The organism is Enterococcus sp. DIV1094 (assembly GCF_017316305.2).
Taxonomy (GTDB): Bacteria; Bacillota; Bacilli; order Lactobacillales; family Enterococcaceae; genus Enterococcus_B; species Enterococcus_B mangumiae.
The window spans coordinates 3,001,229-3,021,108 of the sequence record NZ_CP147250.1 but is presented as its reverse complement, the minus strand read 5'-3'; the positions used below and the strand labels follow the sequence as shown (position 1 = coordinate 3,021,108).

The window sequence follows — 19,880 nt, the reverse complement described above, 5'->3', positions numbered from 1 at the left end:
TTTTTTCTTTATGGTATGATATTCCTTGTGTAAATATAAAACAAGAGATTATTAAGTTAGTGAGAGATAATTATGAACAGTAATGAAAAAGAAGCATTTATCCCTATTTTATTAGGTAGCGATATGAACGTTTATGGGATGGCCCGTTCATTTCATGAAGCTTATGGCAAGGTATGTCAAGCCTATGCGTCGAACCAACTAGCGCCTACCCGCTATAGCAAAATCGTCAACGTTGAAGTGATTCAAGGATTTGATCAAGATCCGGTCTTTATTGAGACGATGCGACGTTTGGCAAAAGAAAAGTATACGGATAAAAATAAAAAATATTTACTGATAGCTTGTGGCGACGGATATGCGGAATTGATTTCTCAGCATAAAGAAGAGCTTTCTGAAACATTTATCTGTCCCTATATCGATTATTCACTCTTTGAACGATTGGTGAATAAAGTAAGCTTTTACGAGATATGTGAAGAGTATCAACTGCCTTATCCAAATACATTGATCATCCGAAAAGAAATGTTGAACAATGGCCGCTTAGAACAAGAGTTGCCTTTCGACTTTCCGGTAGCGTTGAAACCAGCAAATAGTGTCGAGTATTTATCTGTCCAATTTGAAGGACGTAAAAAAGCATTTATTATTGATAATCGTGAAGAATTTGATTTGGTATTAGGCCGAATCTATGAAGCGGGTTATACAAGCGAAATGATCGCTCAAGATTTTATTCCAGGCGATGATAGTCACATGCGTGTATTGAATGCGTATGTCGATGAGCAACACCAAGTGAGAATGATGTGCCTAGGCCATCCATTACTTGAAGATCCTACGCCAGCTTCTATCGGAAACTATGTCGTGATCATGCCGGATTACAACGAGAAAATCTATCAAACAATCAAAGCGTTTCTAGAAAAGATCGAGTATACTGGTTTTGCGAATTTCGATATGAAATATGATCCGCGAGATGGCGAATATAAATTATTTGAGATCAATCTTCGTCAAGGAAGAAGCAGTTTCTTTGTGACGCTCAATGGACTGAATTTAGCACGTATTTTAACAGAAGATCGTGTTTTTCATGAACCATTCGTTGGAACAACATACGGAACGAACCAATCAGACAAAGCGAAACTATGGTTGGGCGTACCAAAAAAAGTCTTTATGACTTATGCGAAAGAAAACGAACAAAAACAACAGGCTTTGAAATTGATCAAAGAAAAACGATATGGAACGACCGTCTTTTATGACAAAGACCACTCATTGAAACGTTGGTTATTGATGACGTATATGTTCCGAAACTATATTCCAAGGTTTAAAAAATACTTTCATTCGAAAGAAGGCTAGTTCATGGAGAATTTTTTCAGTATCTTAGGTGGAATGGGTACGATGGCAACGGAAAGCTTTGTCCGCTTGATCAATCATCGTGTCAAAGCCGCCAAAGATCAGGATTATTTGAACTATGTATTATTTAATCATGCAACAGTTCCTGATCGAACGGCCTACATCTTGGATCAAACAAAAGAAAATCCAGTCCCTTATTTAGTAGAGGACATCAAAAAGCAAAATCTACTACAACCGAATTTCATTGTTTTGACGTGCAATACGGTACATTACTTTTTTGATGACTTGCAAGCAGAGACAACGATCCCGATCTTGCATATGCCACGAGAAGCCGCCAAAGAACTTGTTCGACAAAAGACAACAGGGAAAGTGGCTGTTTTAGCAACACAAGGGAGTATTCTTGCTGGTGTTTATGAAAAAGAGATCAAAGCATTAGGATTTGAAGTCGTGATCCCTGATCAATCACTACAAGAGAAAGTGAATTATTTGATTTATCATGAAATCAAAGAGTCTGATCATTTGAATAAAGAACTCTATTATGAGATTTTAGAAGAAGCAGTCGAACGTCTGGATTGTGAGAAGATCATTTTAGGGTGTACCGAATTGTCTCTAATGCAAGAAGTTGCATCTGACAATCCTTATCCAGTGATCGATGCGCAGTCGATACTGGCTGATCGAACGATCGAGCTTGCTCAGGCCGAACGAGTGAAGCGTTCGAATTGATCGTAAAAATAGTTGTGGCTGAAGTTGTTCCACATGGGTTCAGCCGAATAAGCGCGGTAATCCGAAAATCATTTCAATTTTTGGATGCCACGCTTATTTTTTGAAGGAATTGGCTTTTGCCTCCTATTTTTATATAAAAAAACAAAAGAATTTAATTCGAGCTAGCAATGATACGCCCGGGATGATATAATTTTAAAGGAGAACGAGAGAGGAGGCCATACGGATGGCTGATAATTTAGAACTAGTAATCATTACAGGTATGAGCGGCGCAGGTAAAACTGTGGCGATTCAAAGCTTTGAAGATATGGGGTACTTTTGTATCGATAATATGCCCCCAACATTGATCCCTAAATTTTGGGAACTAATTAAGGAATCAGGGAAAGTCACAAAAATGGCACTAGGTGTGGATTTACGTTCACGCTCTTTCTTTGAAGAGATTCAAAGTATGTTGATCGAAATCGAAAATACAAATTTCATCGATACTTCTGTCTTATTTTTAGATGCTTCTGATGAAGAATTGGTTGCTCGTTACAAAGAAACAAGAAGAACTCATCCGATGGCGATGGACGGTTTAGTGACGGAAGGGATTCGCAAGGAACGGGCGATTTTAAATGATATCAAAGCGCAAGCATCTGTTATTATCGATACCACGACTTTGACACCACGACAGTTGCGCGAAAAGATCAATCAAACATTTAAAACAAAAGATGATCAAGGTTTCCGTATCGAATTCGTGTCATTTGGTTTCAAATATGGGTTACCGATCGATTCAGATATCGTGATGGATGTTCGTTTTTTACCAAATCCTCACTACATCGCTGATTTAAGACCATTGACTGGGAAAGATAAACCGGTTTATGACTATGTAATGTCGTTTGACGAAACAGAATTGTTTTATTTGAAATTCCTTGATTTATTAAAGACAGTAATGCCTGGATATATCAAAGAAGGAAAAAGCAGTTTGACAGTAGCGATCGGCTGTACGGGCGGTCAACATCGCTCGGTTGCTTTGACGGAAAGATTGTCTCAAGCGCTTAGTGAAACATATAAAGTCAACGTGACTCACCGTGACAAAGATAAGCGTAAAGAGACGGTGAATCGCTCATGAAAATGAAAACTTACCGAATTCGAAAACCTAAAATCGTTGTAGTCGGAGGCGGTACAGGCTTACCTGTTATTTTGAAGAGTTTGCGTAATCAAGGGGCTGATATCACGGCAATCGTTACCGTGGCAGATGATGGCGGTAGTAGTGGCGAGATCCGCAAATCGATTGCAATGGCACCTCCTGGGGATTTAAGAAATGTCTTGGTGTCATTATCAGATATGCCTCAATTTTATGAAGATATCTTTCAATACCGCTTCAAAAAAGAAGATCAATTTTTAGCGAATCATACCATTGGTAATTTGATCATTGCAGCTGTCGCTGAAATGAGAGGGAGTACTTATGAAGCTATCCAGCTTTTATCTCGCATGATGCATGTGGATGGGCACATCTATCCTTCTTCTGAGACCCCATTGACTTTACATGCGGTGTTCAAAGATGGAACGACCGCAATCGGTGAATCGAAGATCGCGCTTGATCGCAAAAACATTGAGCGGGTATTTGTTTGCAATACAGATGATGAAAGTGAAGCGAAAGCTGGACGTAAAGTGGTTTCGGCGATTATGGAAGCCGATATGGTCGTCTTAGGACCAGGCAGCTTGTTCACTAGTATTTTACCTAATTTAGTGATCCCGGAAGTCGGAGAAGCAATGCTCAAAACTAAAGCAGAGGTCGTCTATATCTGCAATATCATGACACAAAAAGGGGAAACCGAACATTTTACAGATGCGGATCACATCCGTGTCTTACATCAACATTTGGAACAACCCTTTATTGATACAGTGTTAGTGAACACAGAAAAAGTCCCAGAAGACTACATGGATCCAGAAATCTACGATGAATACCTTGTTCAAGTCGCTCATGATTTTAATGGCTTGCGAGAAGAGAACTGTCGGGTCATCTCTACGGACTTTTTAGAATTGAAAAATGGCGGAGTCTTTCATGATGGAGAGAAAGTCGTTGAAGAACTTTTCCGCTTAGTCTTTGGGTCAAAACAATAAAGAAGAATAAACTTATCAAAAGGAGGTGGACAACGTGTCCTTTGCAGCAGAAGTCAAAAAGGAATTGACTGGTTTAGAAGTCCATCGTGAACATGCAAAAGCTGAATTAGCCGCATTGTTACGTATGAATGGTTCGCTTGGCATCGTCAACCAGCAATTCATCTTGAACGTACAGACAGAAAATGCCGCAATTGCTCGTCGGATCTACTCACTTTTAAAAGATCATTATCAAGTACGCAGTGAGTTACTCGTACGAAAGAAAATGAAATTGAAAAAGAACAACGTCTACATCGTTCGCTTGAAGCAAGGAACGAAAAATGTCTTGATGGATTTGGATATCATGGATGGTATGATGTTCAATGGTCATGTGTCAGACGAGATCATGGGGAATGCGCAAAAAATGCGTTCATATCTGCGTGGTGCATTTATGGCTTCGGGTTCAGTCAATAATCCGGAAACCAGTCGCTATCACTTAGAGATTTATTCGATCTACGAACAACATAATCAGGATATTTGTAATATGTTGAATTATTACGGCTTGCACGCACGAACACTTGAAAGACGCAACGGCTATATCTCCTATCTAAAAGGCGCAGAGAAAATTGCGGATTTCTTGACTCTGATTGGCGCAACCAATTCGATGCTACGTTTTGAAGACGTGCGGATCGTTCGTGATATGAGAAATTCAGTGAATCGTTTAGTCAACTGTGAGACGGCTAACTTGAATAAAACCATCGATGCAGCATCAAAGCAAATCGAGAATATCGAGTTGATCGAAGCTCGAGTAGGGTTACAAGCTCTTCCCGAGAAGTTACAAGAAATCGCAGAATTGCGCTTGCAACATCCTGAGGTCAGCTTGAAAGAACTAGGTGAGATGATTCCATCTGGTGCGATCTCAAAATCAGGGATCAATCATCGGATTCGTAAAATCAACGAGTTTGCTGAAAAACTAAAAGAGCAAGCATCTTAATAAAAAAATGGATTGTTTTTTTATTCGATCAATAGATACAAACGCAATGTGGTTTGACTCATTTGTCCTTAGCTTCTAGGTTTCATCGAAGCACTGTACAATGTGGTCAGGCCGCTTTTTTTTCTTTTTCCTAAAAATGGGCGCGAGATTGAACGTTACATACTTATAATAAATGTAAATCAGCAATCATGAGGAGGCTCTATCATGGAAGAAGCGCAGAAAAGTAAGAAACGAAAAATCGATGAACTGTACCCGACAAGACTACTGAAAGAAAAGCGTGATCAATCCATTTATCGAGAGTTAGTATCAGGTCGACTGGAAAAAGACATTATGGACAAGTATCAAATCGGTAGAGAGCGTATATACGCAGCCAAGAAAAAGTTCGCTATCCAAGAAGTCATTCGACAGAAAAGGCAAAAAGCAATTGCTTATCGATTGAATTTGACGGTTGAACAAGTTCGTAAATATCGGAATGATTATATTTATACATCGTTGGCAAAAACAGGAGATGTCGCATCATTAGTCGCTGAATTACAGATGAGTAAAGAGCAAATTTTAAAGATTCGTGATAAAAGAATTGCCAATGAATTGATAAAAGGTTTGAGTTTCGAAGAAGTAGCAAAAGATGCACAGTTACCGATCGATAAAATTCGTTCGATCAGAGACGAACAGATTATCGAACGGTTGAAAGAAGAACATCCGGAGGAAATTGCTAGAGATTTCAAATTATCCATGGAACAAGTATATTTGGTTAAGCAACGTTCCTTGAATTCTAATAGTGAAATCAGTGATTCCTCTATAACGATCAAAGATCTCTTGGAACAATTAGAAGAACGAAAAACGAAGGTACTAAGTTTACTTGAAGAAGGAAAAGCGACAAAAGATGTGGCACAAGAATTAATGATCAGCCAAAGAACGGTCATTGATATCCGCAATCGTGAAATCGAAAAATCATTCGAAAATAAGCAAGATGGTAAAGAAATCAGTCAGCGATTCCATATAGAAATCGAAGAACTCTATCGGCTGAGAGATGTTCGTGTATTGATGCAAAATGATCAAGGAAAGACAAGCACTTTTCTTTCAGAAAGATTTAATGTGTCTCGCTCCAGAGTCGGTTCAATCGTGAGTAGAAATAATTCTTCGAGTAAAATCAAACGTACGAAAGCAAGTTCTCAGAAAATCCCCGATATTTCGACAGTATCTGAAGAGAAGAGACAAGAGATTTTGAAGCGAATCAAAGAAACTGACATAACGAAGACGCTAGGAGAAGAGCTAAAGGTAATCGTTCCGCTGATTTATAAGGTGAGAAATGATGAGATTTTAAAAAAACTGAACCGTGGTGAACATATCCAAGGGGTTGCTGATGAATTCAAAATGAATATCAAAAATGTTCGCGAAGTAATTTTTCGAGGGAATTTGGCCGAATTTCCAAATATCAAGCGTCGGACATTAGATTATTTAACACCCGAACAAGCGAAAACAATTAGAAATTACATCAATCGCAGAATGTCGATTAGAGAAATCTCTGAAGCGCTAGATATCAAAGCCTCCTTGATCAGATCGGTCAAACCAAAATGAAAGCTCAAAAAGGAACATTTAAGATGAAACACCGTGTTACAAAGGAACAAAAACAGCAGATCATGGAAGATATCAAGCACATGAATACATACGTGAATTCTGCTAAATCAGGCGTTAGTGAGTCGACGATCCGTGTTTTGACTACTAGATGTAAAGAAATCAAGGGGAAAGAAATCCAAGAAAGACGAAAAATAGAAAATATACAAGCACGAAAAAAGGTTCAAGAATTAATGGTAAAAGCGAAACAAGAAGCGAAAATAGGTAATATCAAGAAAATCATTCAACAAGCAAAAAACGAAAAAACAAAACGAGTCGCACAGCGGTAGTAACACAGAAAAAGGAAAGAAATTAATTCTACGCATTCTTTGTTCAAGAGAAGGAGGGAATCATCAATGGATGAACAATCAAATACAAAAAAAGCAAAGAACAGAAACAGAGAGTCTAAACCACAAGCGGAAGCGAAAATGCAATTCGTATTAGAGGATTTAAGAAATGGGAAAACATCCCCGTACATCATCAAGAAACATCAATTGACCAATTGGCAAATAAGATATATTAAAAGAAAGCATATCTTGCAACAGATTAAAAAAGGTGTCCATATGGAGGAGATTTCTCACCAATTGAATATGCGGATCGATGATATTCGTGGGGTGCGTAATGATTATATCAACCAGCGTTTGAAAGTAAAGGAACCAGTGGCTTCGATCGCTGAAAAAGTTCAGATGGAACCCAAACATATTCTAGCTATCCGAAATCGGACAATTGTGGAAAAACTTTTGCAAAAAGTGAGTCCCAGAAAAATCGCACATCGCTGGCGCTTGTCTGAGAATGACGTGTCGAGGATTCGTGAACGATCTATCTTAAAACGACTCCGAGACACACATCCAGAAGATATTGCAAAGGCCTTTCGTCTATCCGTTGCAGAGATCGCAAGTATCCGACAAAAAAATGTCCAACCTTCTGAACCAAATGAAACATTGACCAAAGAAAGCAAAATATGGCTAAAAAACATCAAGGAGCAGGAAAAAGAAGTTCTCTCAAGAATAGAGCGAGGAGAGACGACAAGAGACATTGCGAAACAATTGAAAATGAATCAACGGATTGTTAATCGGACACGTATTCGTCATATTGAACAAGCTTTTGAACGAAAAGAAGCAATCGAAGAAATCAGTCGTAGATTTTATACGCCAAAAGATGAATTAAGAAAAATTAGGAATCAGCGGATCTTGGTCTATCGGGAGGAAGGAATCCAATCAGATACTATAGCGAGAAAATTCAATATGAAAATTCATACAGTCCAACGTGTTGGTTTTCTTAATGGTGTGCAAAAACAGCCGAAAAAAAGAGAGAAAACATATACTAAGAATGATGGGAAACCCTTATCTTCTATTCCGGTTGATACATATACAAAGTTTAAAAACGAATTAAGAGCAGGACGTTCGATGAAGGAGATTACAAAGACGCTAAAATTAAAACCAGGTAAATTATATGAAATCAGAAATCATTTGGTTTTGACTAAACTCAATCAAGGTGAAAAAACAGAAGACGTGGCGAAACGATTCAAGACATCGGTGGGCAATATTTATCAAATCACGCTTCATGCGGATCTGACTAAGTACCCCAATATCAAACGACGTACGAACGGTTATTTATCAGAGGAACAATCAAAGGCGGTTCAGGGATTGATTCGAGCAGGAAAAACAAACCGGCAAATTGCTAATTTGCTTTCTGTGAAAGAAACGTTGGTTGTTAGTAAGAGACGATCCATGAAATGCAAAACAAGAATATCCGACACGAAGCGAAGAATCACAGACGAACAAAAGTTAGCGATCTTAGCAGAAAGAAATCGTTTGGATACAGCTGCCAATTCCATCAAACATGGTGTAAGTGAAAAAACAGTTCGTGTCATAGAAAGCCAAAATGACGAAAAGAGGGTCAAAGTCATCAATGAACGGAAAAAAGATGTGGAGAAATTAAAAAAATTCAAACAAATCGAACAGGAGATCAAGCGACGTTCAAAAATCGAGAACATCAAACGAATACTCCAGGAAAAACCGCAACAATTTCGTTCAACCAAACATACTTCTTTGCTCCAACGTTAACAATTAAAAAATGAGACTGTAGCTTGTCATCGAATGAAGTATTCTTTAGATGGCTCCTCAAAAAAACAGACCCAAAAGCGAAGTTGCTTTAGGTCTGTTTTTTGATTTGAATTTCAACCGTAAGTTGGATAATGTGTTATTTCACCAATTCACTCAATTCTTCTTGGCTGATCGATTCATCAAAGATGTGGTCATCGATGATCACAGTTGGAACGAATTGGATGTGCGCAGCATTTGCTTCATCAATGATCGCTTTGGTTGCGGCTTTATCTTCTTGTTCAGTTAAGCCAAGCGTTTCAGTCGCATAGTCAGCGATACCAGCTAGATCAAGTTGTTTCCATTCGTCTTGTGCGTCAAATATCGCCTTGATTTGTTTTAATGCTCGTTCTCCGTCCGTCGTTGTGATATGGTGGTGCATCACATTTCCTTTTTGTAAACTTGGCTTTTCTTTGTCGAATAATTTGATGATTCGTAGCAGTCTTCCAGATTGAACTGCTTCTTCTAAAACATCGAAAGATTCGTTAAACCATTGGCGACAATAAGGACAAGCGAGATTGACAAATTCGATCATTTGTTTTGGTGCATCTTCGTTTCCGTACTTAATTCCAGTCGTCGTATTTGTTTTTGTTGCATCAATAATTGAAATATCCATATTTTAAACACCTCTTTCTTCTATTGTAATAATTTTGAACCAAAAAAGACAATGATTTGTTCAAAAAATAGAAAGGTATGCGGTCAGGTATTCCTTCCTGTGTAAAAGTTGTCTATGGGCAAGGCTCTAAATAATAAAATGCAAAAGCTTTTCCCAAAGTGTCGAACTTATGGATCGAATCGAAGTGCTTCTGTTATCACCTCATCATGTGATTTTTCTTTCAAAATAAGGAGGTTTTCTTGGTTCGTTTACGGTATAATGGTAAAGATAATTTAGATAAATTGAGCAAAGGTGATGAAACATGCGAAAAATGAAGACAATGGATGGGAATACAGCAGCTGCCTATATTTCTTATGCCTTTACTGAATTAGCAGCAATCTATCCAATTACGCCTAGTTCAACAATGGCTGAACTTGTTGATCAATGGTCTGCTTCAGGTAAAAAAAATATTTTTGGACAACCAGTAAAAGTCGTGGAGATGCAATCCGAAGCGGGAGCCGCTGGTGTCGTTCATGGGTCATTGAAAACCGGTGCATTGACAACAACGTATACTGCTTCACAAGGATTACTATTGATGATCCCGAACATGTATAAGATAGCTGGAGAGCTTTTACCGAGTGTCTTTCACGTAGCTAGTCGAGCAGTGACAACGAATGCACTGAATATTTTTGGCGATCATGGGGATGTGATGGCTGCTCGGCAAACAGGATTTGCGATGCTTGCAGAAAGTAGCGTACAAGAAGTAATGGACCTTGCGCCAGTCGCTCACCTTGCTTCTTTAGAAGGAGAGATCCCGTTCGTCAACTTTTTCGATGGCTTTCGAACGAGTCATGAGATCCAAAAAATCGAGGTGTTGGAGTACGATGAACTAGCCCCATTGATCGATCAAGAAAAATTACAAGCATTTCGTGAACGTGCGATGAATCCAAACCAACCGACGACTAGTGGAACGAATCAAAATCCTGATATCCACTTTCAACAACGAGAAACAATCAATCAATACTATGATCGCTTGCCTCAAATCGTCAAAAAATATATGGATAAAATCAATGAATTGCGAGGGACTGCGTACGACCTCGTCACTTATTATGGTGCAGAAGATGCAGAAGAAGTCATTATCTCTATGGGTTCAGTCGCGCAAACGATCCAACAAACGGTTGATCATTTGAATCGAAACGGACGAAAAGTTGGTTTCTTGAATATCCATTTATATCGTCCATTTCCAATCGAAACATTGATCGAAAAACTGCCTAGTTCGACAAAAGCACTGGCTGTCTTAGACCGTAGCAAGGAGCCGGGAGCTGGAGGGGAACCTCTATTACTAGATGTTCAAAGTGCGTTATATGATGCAGAACGTCATCTGAAAGTCATTGGTGGGCGATATGGGATCGGCTCAAAAGATGTCACACCTGATCAAATCGTTGTAATCTACGATGAATTGAAAAAAGAAAAAGCTGAGATGAAGAAACGATTTACAATCGGGATCATTGATGACCTGACCTATCGTTCTCTTGAAGTAGGACCGTCTCTTGATTTAACAGAACCGAACACCTACCAAGCAAAATTCTGGGGATTTGGTTCTGATGGGACTGTTGGCGCGAATAAGTCAGCGATCAAGATCATTGGTGACCATACGGACAAATACGCCCAAGGTTATTTTTACTATGATTCAAAAAAATCAGGAGGCTTGACTGTTTCTCATTTACGTTTTGGGGATACACCGATCCGTTCGACTTATTTAGTGGAGCATGCGGATTTCGTCGCTTGTCATACCCCTGCTTATCTTCACAGCTATGATTTAGTCAAAGGACTGAAACCAAAAGGCACGTTCTTATTGAATACACTTTGGTCAGATGAGCAATTAGCCACACATCTACCGACTCATCTCAAACGGTATTTAGCAGAAAATGAGATTCAATTTTATACGATCAATGCGATGCGTTTAGCCCAAGAAGTCGGTTTAGGTCGACGGATCAATACGGCGATGGAAACGGCATTTTTCAAATTGGCGAATATCATCCCTTTTGAAGAAGTGTTGCCTATTTTGAAAGAGGAAGCCGTGAAGAGCTATGGTCATAAATCAAAGACGATCGTTGAAAAAAATATCCATGCGATCGATCGTACGGTGGAACTGTTGCACAAAGTCGAAGTACCCGCTGAATGGGCAATGTTAGAGCTTCCTAAAAAAGAAATAAACACACAAGATCGCTATGTTAGAGACATCCTTGAACCAATCAACGCGCAAGAAGGAAACCAGCTTTCGGTCAGAACTTTGGCAGAAAATGGTATGACGCGAGGCGACATGCCTTTAGGAACAGCAGCATACGAAAAACGCGGAGTTGCCCTGGAAGTTCCAGAGTGGATCAGTGAACTCTGTACGATGTGTAATGAATGTTCGTTCGTTTGTCCGCATGCTGCGATCCGGCCATTTTTAGCAGACGAAGATGAGCTTGAAGAAGCGCCAGAAGGATTTATTGTTCGAGAAATGCGTGGACCAGATGGATTGAAGTATCGTATCCAAGTTTCTGTTGAAGACTGCACAGGTTGTGGCTTGTGTGTCGAAGCGTGTCCAGCAAAAGGCAAAGCGCTAGTGATGAAGCCGTATGAAGAGCAAAAGAAACAAGCGATGAATTGGGCGTTCGCCATGACGCTAAGACAAAAAGAAAATCCAGTCAAAGGTAAAAACACAGTGTTATCAACACAGTTCAACAAACCATTACTTGAATTTTCAGGTGCTTGTTCTGGATGTGGGGAAACACCTTATGTGAAATTATTGACACAGATGTTCGGTGATCGGATGATGATCGCCAATGCCACAGGTTGTTCCTCGATTTGGGGCGGAGCCGTACCAGCTTCACCATTTACCACGAATGATTGTGGGCAAGGGCCAGCTTGGTCGAACTCATTATTAGAAGATAATGCTGAATTTGGCTACGGGATGCTTTTAGCTGCACAAACTAGACGAGAAGCATTAGCGGAAGCAATGAAAAATGTCATGCCAAAAGTTTCGGCAGAATTACGCCAATTGATGGAAGATTGGTTGGCTCACATGTTCGAAAGTGAAGGAACGCAACAGCGAGCGGCAAAATTACGAGCAGCAATCGAAACTGAACTGCCAGAGCTTCCTGAACTACAAGCAATCTACCAAGAAAAAGATTTGTTTGTCAAAAACAGCCAATGGATGATCGGTGGCGATGGTTGGGCGTATGATATCGGCTTTGGTGGGATCGATCATGTGTTAGCAAGTGGAGCAGACGTCAATATCTTGGTGATGGATAATGAAGTCTATTCCAATACTGGCGGACAAGTCTCCAAAGCAACACCAGCTTCCGCCATTGCAAAATTTTCGGCGAATGGAAAATATGCGTCGAAGAAAGACTTAGGAATGATGGCGATGACGTATGGCAATGTGTATGTTGCACAAATCGCTTCAGGTGCAAACCAAATGCAAACGATCAAAGCATTTGAAGAAGCGGAAAAGTTCCCTGGACCGTCATTGATCATTGCATATACACCTTGTATTGCTCATGGATTATTAGGTGGTATGAAAGAGTCGATCAAAGAAGCAAAAGAAGCAGTAGCTTCAGGCTATTGGTCGTTGTATCGTTATAACCCTGAGTTGCTTACAAAGAATAAAACTCCGATGACGTTGGATTATAAAAAGCCTGATTTTACAATGATGGCTGATTTCATGCGCAAGCAAGTCCGTTTTTCATCCCTCGAAACGATCCATCCGCAAGCAGCGGAAAAATTATTCGACAAAACGATCCAAGATGCGAAAAAACGCTTTTATAATTATGCGGCGATGACTGGTCAATTAGAAAAGATCAAAGCCAAAATCGAGCCAGAAGATGTTATTGACAAGCCAGAAGTCGAAAAAACCAGAGTCAAAAAAGAGCGGACGATCGACCCAGAAGCAGAAGCTAGACGAGCGGCTAGACGTGCGGCTAGAGCAGAGCGAAGAAAAGAGAAGGATCAATAAAGCAATTGGTCTAAACAAAACAACTTTTTAGTGAATGAACAAAAAATGTAAATTTCTTGAAAAAATTGATTTTTGTTAGGAAATTCCAAGCAGATAAGTCTCATCTGGGGAAACATATGATATACTAAAGAGGAAATCTCAAAAGAGAAGAGAGGCTGTCTATGTCATTTCAAATCGGAGAACTTTTTAACTTAGATTATTGGCGACAAATGTTTTCCGGTGACTTGTTTTCTCAGAATTTTTTGGTGAACATACTCGATGTGTTGGTTGTCTGGTATTTAGTTTATAAACTCATTCAACTATTGCGAGGAACAAAAGCAATCCAATTGCTTAAAGGGGTAGGGATTTTTGTTGTTATTCGGATCTTAGCCGAGATCATTGGTCTACATACCTTATCTTGGTTGATGAACCAAGTGATCACGTATGGTGTGATTGCGGCTATCGTCATTTTTCAACCAGAGATACGGCGTGGATTAGAACATCTCGGACGCAGCTCACTTTTCAAACAATCAAAGAGTGAGAAGCAAGAAGATGAACAAATGATCCTTTCTTTCGACAAAGCGATCCAGTATATGTCTAAACGTAAAATCGGTGCATTGATCACGATTGAACGCCATACAGGTTTGGATGAATATATCGAAACGGGGATTGCTTTAGATGCCGATATCACTGGCGAGTTACTGATCAATATTTTTATTCCGAACACACCATTGCATGACGGTGCAGTAATTGTAAAGGATGGAAAAATTGCAGTAGCCAGTGCCTACTTGCCTTTATCAGAAAGTATGTTGATTCCGAAAGAATTCGGAACCCGTCACCGTGCTGCTGTCGGAGTCAGCGAGGCAAGCGATGCAATCACGATCGTTGTCTCAGAAGAAACAGGAGATGTCAGCATTACGTTGGATAACCAATTGATGCCTGGTTTATCTCAAGAAGAATACTTGACGATTTTAAGAAAAAACTTGATCGTTGAAGAAAAGAACAAAAATAAAAATACGCTCCAAACCTTCTTAGATGTGATGACTAAGGGAGGGGATCACAAATGATCTCAAAAGAGAGGCGTAAAAGTATCTTATATGCGTTTGTTGCGTTATTATTCAGTATTGTGCTATATTTCAATGCCAATGGCCAATCTGTCCAAGATACTCTATCAGGAAATGAAGCTTATACGCAAAACGTTTCTGATGTGTCAGTCCAACTTTTGTATGACACGGATCAATATTATATCCATGGCTATGAAAGTACCGTCACAGCCAAGTTATCCAGCGCCAATCGTGTGCAGCTGAATGCAGAAGCGATGGAAGACACAAGGATGTTTCGAGTGACAGCAGATTTGACAGATCTTGGAGAAGGGACGCATGAAGTGCCGCTGAAAGTCAGGAATCTGAGCAGTGCGGTCAAAGCAAAACTTGATCCAGATACCATCACTGTAACGATCGAGAAAAAAGTGACAAAAGAATTTGATGTCACACCATTACTTGAAACGGAAACGACGCCAGCAGGATTTGAATTGAATGATGTTGAACTATCACCTAAAAAAGTGTCTGTCACGACCGGTGATCAGACACTGGAAGAGATCCAGCAGATCGTTGCAAGAATCGATCCTGCGATGATCACTGATGATGGGATCGACACGAAGGTCACGGTCCAAGCATTGAATAGTGCCGGAGAGCCTTTGAGTATCGTCTCAGATCCAGTCCAAGTCACGGCGAAAGCTACGGTAACAAAACCAACGAAAACGGTTCGACTTTATGGGACAGCACAAGGAACTCCTGGCAACAACGTGGAGAGTTATGATTTCAGTTTTTCTGACATTGAAGCAGAAGTCACTGGTTCAGAAAGTCAACTGGCCCAACTGGGAAATAGCATTACGATACCGATCGACATTTCTGGCATCGTTCACCGTACGACAAGAAAAATCGATATACCGGTAGAAAGTGGCGTTAGTATCACACCAGCTTCGATCGATGTAGAGATCACACCGGTCCTACAAAGAGACGATGGGAATACGAACCGTTCAAGTTCAGACGAAAGCTCAGCTTCAAGTGTGGAATCTACACCAGCAAACTCTTCGTCATCGACGACACGTCAGTCGGAAGAGACGCAGTCAACATCGAGTGAAGAGACGAGTGAATCATCAAGCGAGACGACAGAATCAAGTAGTCAACCGAATAGTCAAGAGGATTCATCGGAAAATTAAGTTAAAGGAGCAAATTTACAGTTATGGGTAAATATTTTGGAACGGACGGTGTCCGTGGAGAAGCGAATAAAGAACTAACACCGGAATTAGCCTTCAAATTAGGGCGTTGCGGCGGTTATGTACTGAGCCAACATGAGAAAGATGGAAAACGTCCACGTGTATTAGTTGGACGTGACACAAGAATTTCAGGTCAAATGCTCGAAGAAGCGTTAGTTTCTGGTCTGTTATCTGTCGGGATCGAAGTTTTTCAATTAGGTGTGATCTCTACACCGGGAGTGGCTTACTTGACACGATTGCAAAAAGCTAGCGCAGGTGTCATGATTTCTGCTTCACACAATCCAGCTCAAGATAACGGCATCAAATTTTTTGGTGCAGATGGATTTAAATTAGATGATGACCAAGAATTAGAGATCGAAGCATTGTTAGATGCGGAAGTTGACGAATTGCCAAGACCTTCAGCTGAAGGCTTAGGCACAGTCGAAGAATTTCCAGAAGGTCTATTGAAATACTCACAATTTCTAGTACAAACGATCAATGGGGATCTATCAGGCTTAACTGTCTGTGTGGATGCCGCAAATGGGGCTACAGCAACATCTGTCAACCGTTTGTTTGCTGACTTGGAAACAGATTTCTATACCATGGGAACAAATCCTAATGGCTTGAATATCAATGATGGGGTGGGATCGACACATCCAGAGCGTTTAGCAGAAATGGTCGTCGAAAAAGGAGCAGACGTCGGTCTTGCTTTTGATGGCGATGGTGACCGCATCATTGCAGTGGATGAATTAGGGAACATTGTAGATGGCGATAAAATCATGTTTATCTGTGCGAAGTATCTAGCGGCGAAAAACCGTCTGAAAAAAGATACGATCGTCACAACAGTCATGAGTAATCTTGGCTTCCATAAAGCAGTTGAAGAAATCGGCTTGAAAGATGTCGTTACTCAAGTAGGTGACCGTTATGTCGTGGAAGAAATGCGCAAAAATGATTACAATTTTGGTGGCGAACAGTCCGGTCATATGATCTTCTTAGATTTCAATACTACTGGAGACGGAATGCTTTCAGGGATCCAATTATTGAATATCATGAAACAAACCGGCAAAAAACTATCAGAATTAGCGGCTGAAGTAACGATCTATCCGCAAAAATTAGTCAACATCCGAGTAAGCAACAAAAATGGTGCGATGGAAGTTCCTGCAATCAAACAAGTCATTGAAGAAGCAGAAGCTGAAATGGCTGGTGAAGGACGTATCTTAGTTCGACCTTCTGGAACAGAACCGTTATTGCGCGTGATGGCAGAAGCACCGTCGGATGAAAAAGTCAATTACTACGTTGACAAGATCGCAGCGGTTGTTAAAGCTGAGATTGGAATCGAATAAAACATACGATGCAAAAGAGAATCAATCCTTAAGTGGAGTTGATTCTCTTTTTTTATGTTCAAACGAAGGACGCTTAGTAATTTTTCACATCAAAAAATTCGCCAAATAACGGATCATTGACAATGATTCCCGGAAATTCATTTGTTAGGATGAGTTGCTTGAATTTCCGATAGCCTGTTAACGACTTGAGCATACCCAATGATTCTAAATGATTCAGTGATTGGTCCATCAATCGATGAGCAAGCGCTAGATCATCTTCTAAAAATGCGATCCAACCCTCGTAAAATGGCATGAAGACGGCTTGTTCAATCCGTTCTTCTTCAAAGATCAGTGTTTTCCATAACTCAAACGTATCTTTGGCATAAGCGACTTCTTTTAATAAACAAAAGACCGAAAATATCGTTGGAAAAGTTTGATAGAGAATATCCTTGTTTCCTGAGATTTTGGCAAAGCGTTGGCCTTTTTTGATGGCAAGTTTCAAACAGCGAAACAAAAGAGCAGGTTCCATTCCGACAGCGATTCGGGTAAATAATTTCAGCTCATAAACGCCCCAAGTCTCCGTATTCAATAAATAGTGCTTTGCGGAATCTAAGTAGTGGCTATGCTTTTGGTAGGATGTCAAGAGAGGCGTGCCTTCGATGATCCCCTTTTTCATGGCTAGATCAAAACGAAACAATTGTAACAAATGATCCAGTTCTAAAGAATAGTTGTCCTGATAATAGTTCTGTAATTCATGATACTTTGCTTCTAACTTTGCCCACTCTGTGATGGAATTGATATCCATATATTCGACATATTCGATAATTTCCAGCTGAGAAGCAGAAAAGGTGTTGCCAGTTTGTATCCAGATAAATTCATCAAAGGTCACTTCTAACTTCGACAATAAGCGATGAAATCTCTCGCATGAAATCGTTGTTTTTTCATTTTCGAATTGAGAAAGCAGCGACATCGAAAGCTGATCATCGATTAGTTCTTTGAGTAAGATTCCTTTACTTAAGCGGATCTCTTTGATTGTTCTTCCATATGTTTTCATAAACACACCTTCTTTTTCAATATATTGAACTGTAAGAAACCAGGAATGAAATTTTTTATATAGTTAAATTATCTTATAGAAACGAGGAAGAAGCTATGGAAAAAAAGAAAATAATCGAGATTATCGATCTGAAAAAAAGGTTTGCTGAAAAACAAGTACTAAATGGAGTTGATTTTACAGTTGAACGTGGAGAAGTTTTTGTGCTTTTAGGATCTAATGGAGCAGGAAAAACGACACTTGTCAAAATGTTGACAACGATCCTGCCATTTGATGATGGGCAAGTTTGGATCAACGGGTATGATTTAAAAAAAGAGAGTGCTAAGGTGCGAGAAAATATTAGTTTGACAGGACAATTCGCAGCAGTGGATGAGCTGTTGACTGGCTATGAAAATATGAAAATGATCGCTGAGCTTCGCCATGTGAAAGAGAAGGAAAAGGTTGTCGAGAATCTATTAGAACGGTTTGATTTACAAAAACATAGCCAAGTCCTAGTTAAAAATTATTCAGGAGGGATGCGTAGACGTTTAGATATCGCCATGAGTTTTATCGGTGACCCTCAAGTGATTTTTCTCGATGAACCGACAACAGGCTTAGACCCACAAAACCGCATCGCCACTTGGCAACTGATCAAAGAAACAGCGACAGCAGGACGTACGATTTTTTTAACGACGCAATATCTGGAGGAAGCCGAGTATCTAGCAGACAAAGTGGCGATATTACATGAAGGTAAAATTATTTTAAATGCTACACCACAAGTAATTAAAAACACATATGACAGCCAATCGATGGCAATCAATGTGTTGACCAAAAGTGATTTTTATCAACTTTCAGCACATTTGGATCATCGATTATTATCAATGGATGAAGAAAAACTTTCTGTGACTGTCAATGTAGGGAATGCTTTCAACGATTCGGTTGATCTTCTGGACGAATTAAGACAACTACCGATCACGATCACTAATTTCCAGCAGAGAAATGCCTCATTAGAAGATATCTTCTTAAAGCTAGTACAAGGAGGAGTTTAAAATGAAAGCCATCAGCGAAACGAATACATTATTTAAACGGAATCTGAAGTTATCGTTGCGAAGCTTAGAAACGGTCATGAGTGGGCTATTGACGCCGGTACTGTTGATGTTGCTCTTTGTATATGTACTTGGCGGAGCCATGGATGTGGGGGAGTTGTCTTATGTTGATTTTGTTTTACCGGGTGTATTAGTCCAATGTATTGCTCAAAGTTCCTCTGTTGTGGGGATAGTAGTAAATCAGGATGTACATTCTGGTATGGTCGAGCGACTCTTGACGCTGAATTTATCAAAGTCAGCATTTTTAAATGGGCATGTATTCGCGGCTGCGCTTCGAAGTGTGATGAGTAGCTTCGTCGTTTTACTTGTGGCTTGGCTCATTGGTTTTCGTCCCAATGCCGATCTTGCGGAATGGCTAGTTGCTTGGCTGCTGATTTTTTGTTTTATTCTTGCATTTACCTGGATCTCGGTTTTGTTTGGATTATTAGCAAAATCAGCTGAAATGGCCAGTTTATTTACTGTATTGACCACCGTATTGCCATACTTGAGTGCTGGGTTTGCGCCGACTGACAACATGCCTACAGCGATACGACTATTTGCGGAATATCAACCGATGACACCAATCATCCAAGCGCTTCGAGGGTTATTGTTAGGTTTGCCAAATCCACCATTAGTACAGGCGTTTTTGTGGAGTATTAGCTTGATTTTTATTTTTAGGTTCTTAGCGATAGTGGCTTTCAATCAACGTGTGAGGAAGAAGTAGTTCATTTTCTTGTTACAAAAAATCCCTGTAAGAAACGGTAG

The 19,880-nt window shown here is 39.9% G+C and carries 16 protein-coding genes; 14 read left to right on the top strand and 2 right to left on the bottom strand.

What is annotated here, in order from left to right:
* Nucleotides 1–69 precede the first annotated feature (69 nt).
* From DOK79_RS14335 to DOK79_RS14300, 8 genes are all read left to right on the top strand, one after another.
* Entirely contained in the window at nucleotides 70–1,335 is a 1,266-nt protein-coding gene (locus DOK79_RS14335) for a D-aspartate ligase (RefSeq protein ID WP_206856155.1), read from the top strand.
* A gap of 3 nt (nucleotides 1,336–1,338) precedes the next feature.
* The gene (locus DOK79_RS14330) at nucleotides 1,339–2,055 is read left to right on the top strand and encodes an amino acid racemase (RefSeq protein ID WP_206855981.1); all 717 of its coding nucleotides are present in this window, start codon (nucleotides 1,339–1,341) and stop codon (nucleotides 2,053–2,055) included.
* A 223-nt stretch (nucleotides 2,056–2,278) separates the two neighbouring features.
* On the top strand, nucleotides 2,279–3,163 hold the full coding sequence (gene rapZ, locus DOK79_RS14325) for an RNase adapter RapZ (RefSeq protein WP_010735232.1): 885 nt from the start codon (nucleotides 2,279–2,281) through the stop codon (nucleotides 3,161–3,163).
* A complete protein-coding gene (locus DOK79_RS14320; protein WP_206855984.1) occupies nucleotides 3,160–4,158 on the top strand; it encodes a gluconeogenesis factor YvcK family protein in 999 nt (332 codons plus the stop codon). Before rapZ ends, DOK79_RS14320 begins: the two co-directional genes overlap by 4 nt.
* Before the next feature lie 34 nt (nucleotides 4,159–4,192).
* Nucleotides 4,193–5,128: a DNA-binding protein WhiA gene (gene whiA / locus DOK79_RS14315; RefSeq protein WP_010735234.1), complete on the top strand. Its 936-nt coding sequence runs from the start codon at nucleotides 4,193–4,195 to the stop codon at nucleotides 5,126–5,128.
* A gap of 204 nt (nucleotides 5,129–5,332) precedes the next feature.
* Nucleotides 5,333–6,706: a LuxR C-terminal-related transcriptional regulator gene (locus tag DOK79_RS14310; RefSeq protein WP_206855987.1), complete on the top strand. Its 1,374-nt coding sequence runs from the start codon at nucleotides 5,333–5,335 to the stop codon at nucleotides 6,704–6,706.
* Nucleotides 6,707–6,729: 23 nt separating this feature from the next.
* Complete coding sequence (locus DOK79_RS14305) at nucleotides 6,730–7,032, top strand: hypothetical protein (protein ID WP_206855989.1); 303 nt, start codon at nucleotides 6,730–6,732, stop codon at nucleotides 7,030–7,032.
* A 66-nt stretch (nucleotides 7,033–7,098) separates the two neighbouring features.
* Nucleotides 7,099–8,808: a response regulator transcription factor gene (locus DOK79_RS14300; RefSeq protein ID WP_206855994.1), complete on the top strand. Its 1,710-nt coding sequence runs from the start codon at nucleotides 7,099–7,101 to the stop codon at nucleotides 8,806–8,808.
* A 136-nt stretch (nucleotides 8,809–8,944) separates the two neighbouring features.
* Here DOK79_RS14300 and DOK79_RS14295 read toward each other — a convergent pair whose 3' ends face one another.
* Entirely contained in the window at nucleotides 8,945–9,460 is a 516-nt protein-coding gene (locus DOK79_RS14295) for a DsbA family protein (protein WP_206855997.1), read from the bottom strand.
* A 301-nt stretch (nucleotides 9,461–9,761) separates the two neighbouring features.
* On the opposite strand from DOK79_RS14295, the gene nifJ reads away from it, so the two are divergent.
* The 4 genes from nifJ (at nucleotide 9,762) to glmM (ending at nucleotide 17,021) form a co-directional block, all read left to right on the top strand.
* Nucleotides 9,762–13,442 carry a pyruvate:ferredoxin (flavodoxin) oxidoreductase gene (gene nifJ / locus DOK79_RS14290; protein WP_206856000.1) on the top strand — a complete coding sequence of 1,227 codons (3,681 nt, stop codon included), beginning with the start codon at nucleotides 9,762–9,764 and terminating at the stop codon, nucleotides 13,440–13,442.
* A gap of 161 nt (nucleotides 13,443–13,603) precedes the next feature.
* Nucleotides 13,604–14,488: a diadenylate cyclase CdaA gene (gene cdaA / locus DOK79_RS14285; RefSeq protein WP_010735241.1), complete on the top strand. Its 885-nt coding sequence runs from the start codon at nucleotides 13,604–13,606 to the stop codon at nucleotides 14,486–14,488.
* A complete protein-coding gene (locus DOK79_RS14280) occupies nucleotides 14,485–15,642 on the top strand; it encodes a CdaR family protein (protein WP_206856003.1) in 1,158 nt (385 codons plus the stop codon). Before cdaA ends, DOK79_RS14280 begins: the two co-directional genes overlap by 4 nt.
* A gap of 23 nt (nucleotides 15,643–15,665) precedes the next feature.
* The gene (gene glmM / locus DOK79_RS14275; RefSeq protein WP_206856006.1) at nucleotides 15,666–17,021 is read left to right on the top strand and encodes a phosphoglucosamine mutase; all 1,356 of its coding nucleotides are present in this window, start codon (nucleotides 15,666–15,668) and stop codon (nucleotides 17,019–17,021) included.
* 73 nt (nucleotides 17,022–17,094) lie between these two features.
* Here glmM and DOK79_RS14270 read toward each other — a convergent pair whose 3' ends face one another.
* Nucleotides 17,095–18,054 carry a helix-turn-helix domain-containing protein gene (locus tag DOK79_RS14270; protein WP_206856008.1) on the bottom strand — a complete coding sequence of 320 codons (960 nt, stop codon included), beginning with the start codon at nucleotides 18,052–18,054 and terminating at the stop codon, nucleotides 17,095–17,097.
* A 95-nt stretch (nucleotides 18,055–18,149) separates the two neighbouring features.
* Between DOK79_RS14270 and DOK79_RS14265 the strand changes: the two genes are divergently transcribed.
* On the top strand, nucleotides 18,150–19,079 hold the full coding sequence (locus DOK79_RS14265; RefSeq protein WP_206856010.1) for an ABC transporter ATP-binding protein: 930 nt from the start codon (nucleotides 18,150–18,152) through the stop codon (nucleotides 19,077–19,079).
* Between the two features lies 1 nt (nucleotide 19,080).
* Entirely contained in the window at nucleotides 19,081–19,839 is a 759-nt protein-coding gene (locus DOK79_RS14260) for an ABC transporter permease (protein WP_206856012.1), read from the top strand.
* Nucleotides 19,840–19,880 lie beyond the last annotated feature (41 nt).

Excerpts from the sequence above, each read along its gene's own strand:
- DOK79_RS14265 (WP_206856010.1), top strand. The coding sequence starts at position 18,150 with ATGGAAAAAAAGAAAATAATCGAGATTATCGATCTGAAAAAAAGGTTT.
- glmM (WP_206856006.1), top strand. The coding sequence starts at position 15,666 with ATGGGTAAATATTTTGGAACGGACGGTGTCCGTGGAGAAGCGAATAAA.
- DOK79_RS14260 (WP_206856012.1), top strand. The coding sequence starts at position 19,081 with ATGAAAGCCATCAGCGAAACGAATACATTATTTAAACGGAATCTGAAG.
- DOK79_RS14270 (WP_206856008.1), bottom strand. The coding sequence starts at position 18,054 with ATGAAAACATATGGAAGAACAATCAAAGAGATCCGCTTAAGTAAAGGA.
- rapZ (WP_010735232.1), top strand. The coding sequence starts at position 2,279 with ATGGCTGATAATTTAGAACTAGTAATCATTACAGGTATGAGCGGCGCA.
- DOK79_RS14280 (WP_206856003.1), top strand. The coding sequence starts at position 14,485 with ATGATCTCAAAAGAGAGGCGTAAAAGTATCTTATATGCGTTTGTTGCG.
- DOK79_RS14310 (WP_206855987.1), top strand. The coding sequence starts at position 5,333 with ATGGAAGAAGCGCAGAAAAGTAAGAAACGAAAAATCGATGAACTGTAC.
- DOK79_RS14305 (WP_206855989.1), top strand. The coding sequence starts at position 6,730 with ATGAAACACCGTGTTACAAAGGAACAAAAACAGCAGATCATGGAAGAT.
- DOK79_RS14300 (WP_206855994.1), top strand. The coding sequence starts at position 7,099 with ATGGATGAACAATCAAATACAAAAAAAGCAAAGAACAGAAACAGAGAG.
- DOK79_RS14320 (WP_206855984.1), top strand. The coding sequence starts at position 3,160 with ATGAAAATGAAAACTTACCGAATTCGAAAACCTAAAATCGTTGTAGTC.
- DOK79_RS14330 (WP_206855981.1), top strand. The coding sequence starts at position 1,339 with ATGGAGAATTTTTTCAGTATCTTAGGTGGAATGGGTACGATGGCAACG.
- nifJ (WP_206856000.1), top strand. The coding sequence starts at position 9,762 with ATGCGAAAAATGAAGACAATGGATGGGAATACAGCAGCTGCCTATATT.
- cdaA (WP_010735241.1), top strand. The coding sequence starts at position 13,604 with ATGTCATTTCAAATCGGAGAACTTTTTAACTTAGATTATTGGCGACAA.
- DOK79_RS14295 (WP_206855997.1), bottom strand. The coding sequence starts at position 9,460 with ATGGATATTTCAATTATTGATGCAACAAAAACAAATACGACGACTGGA.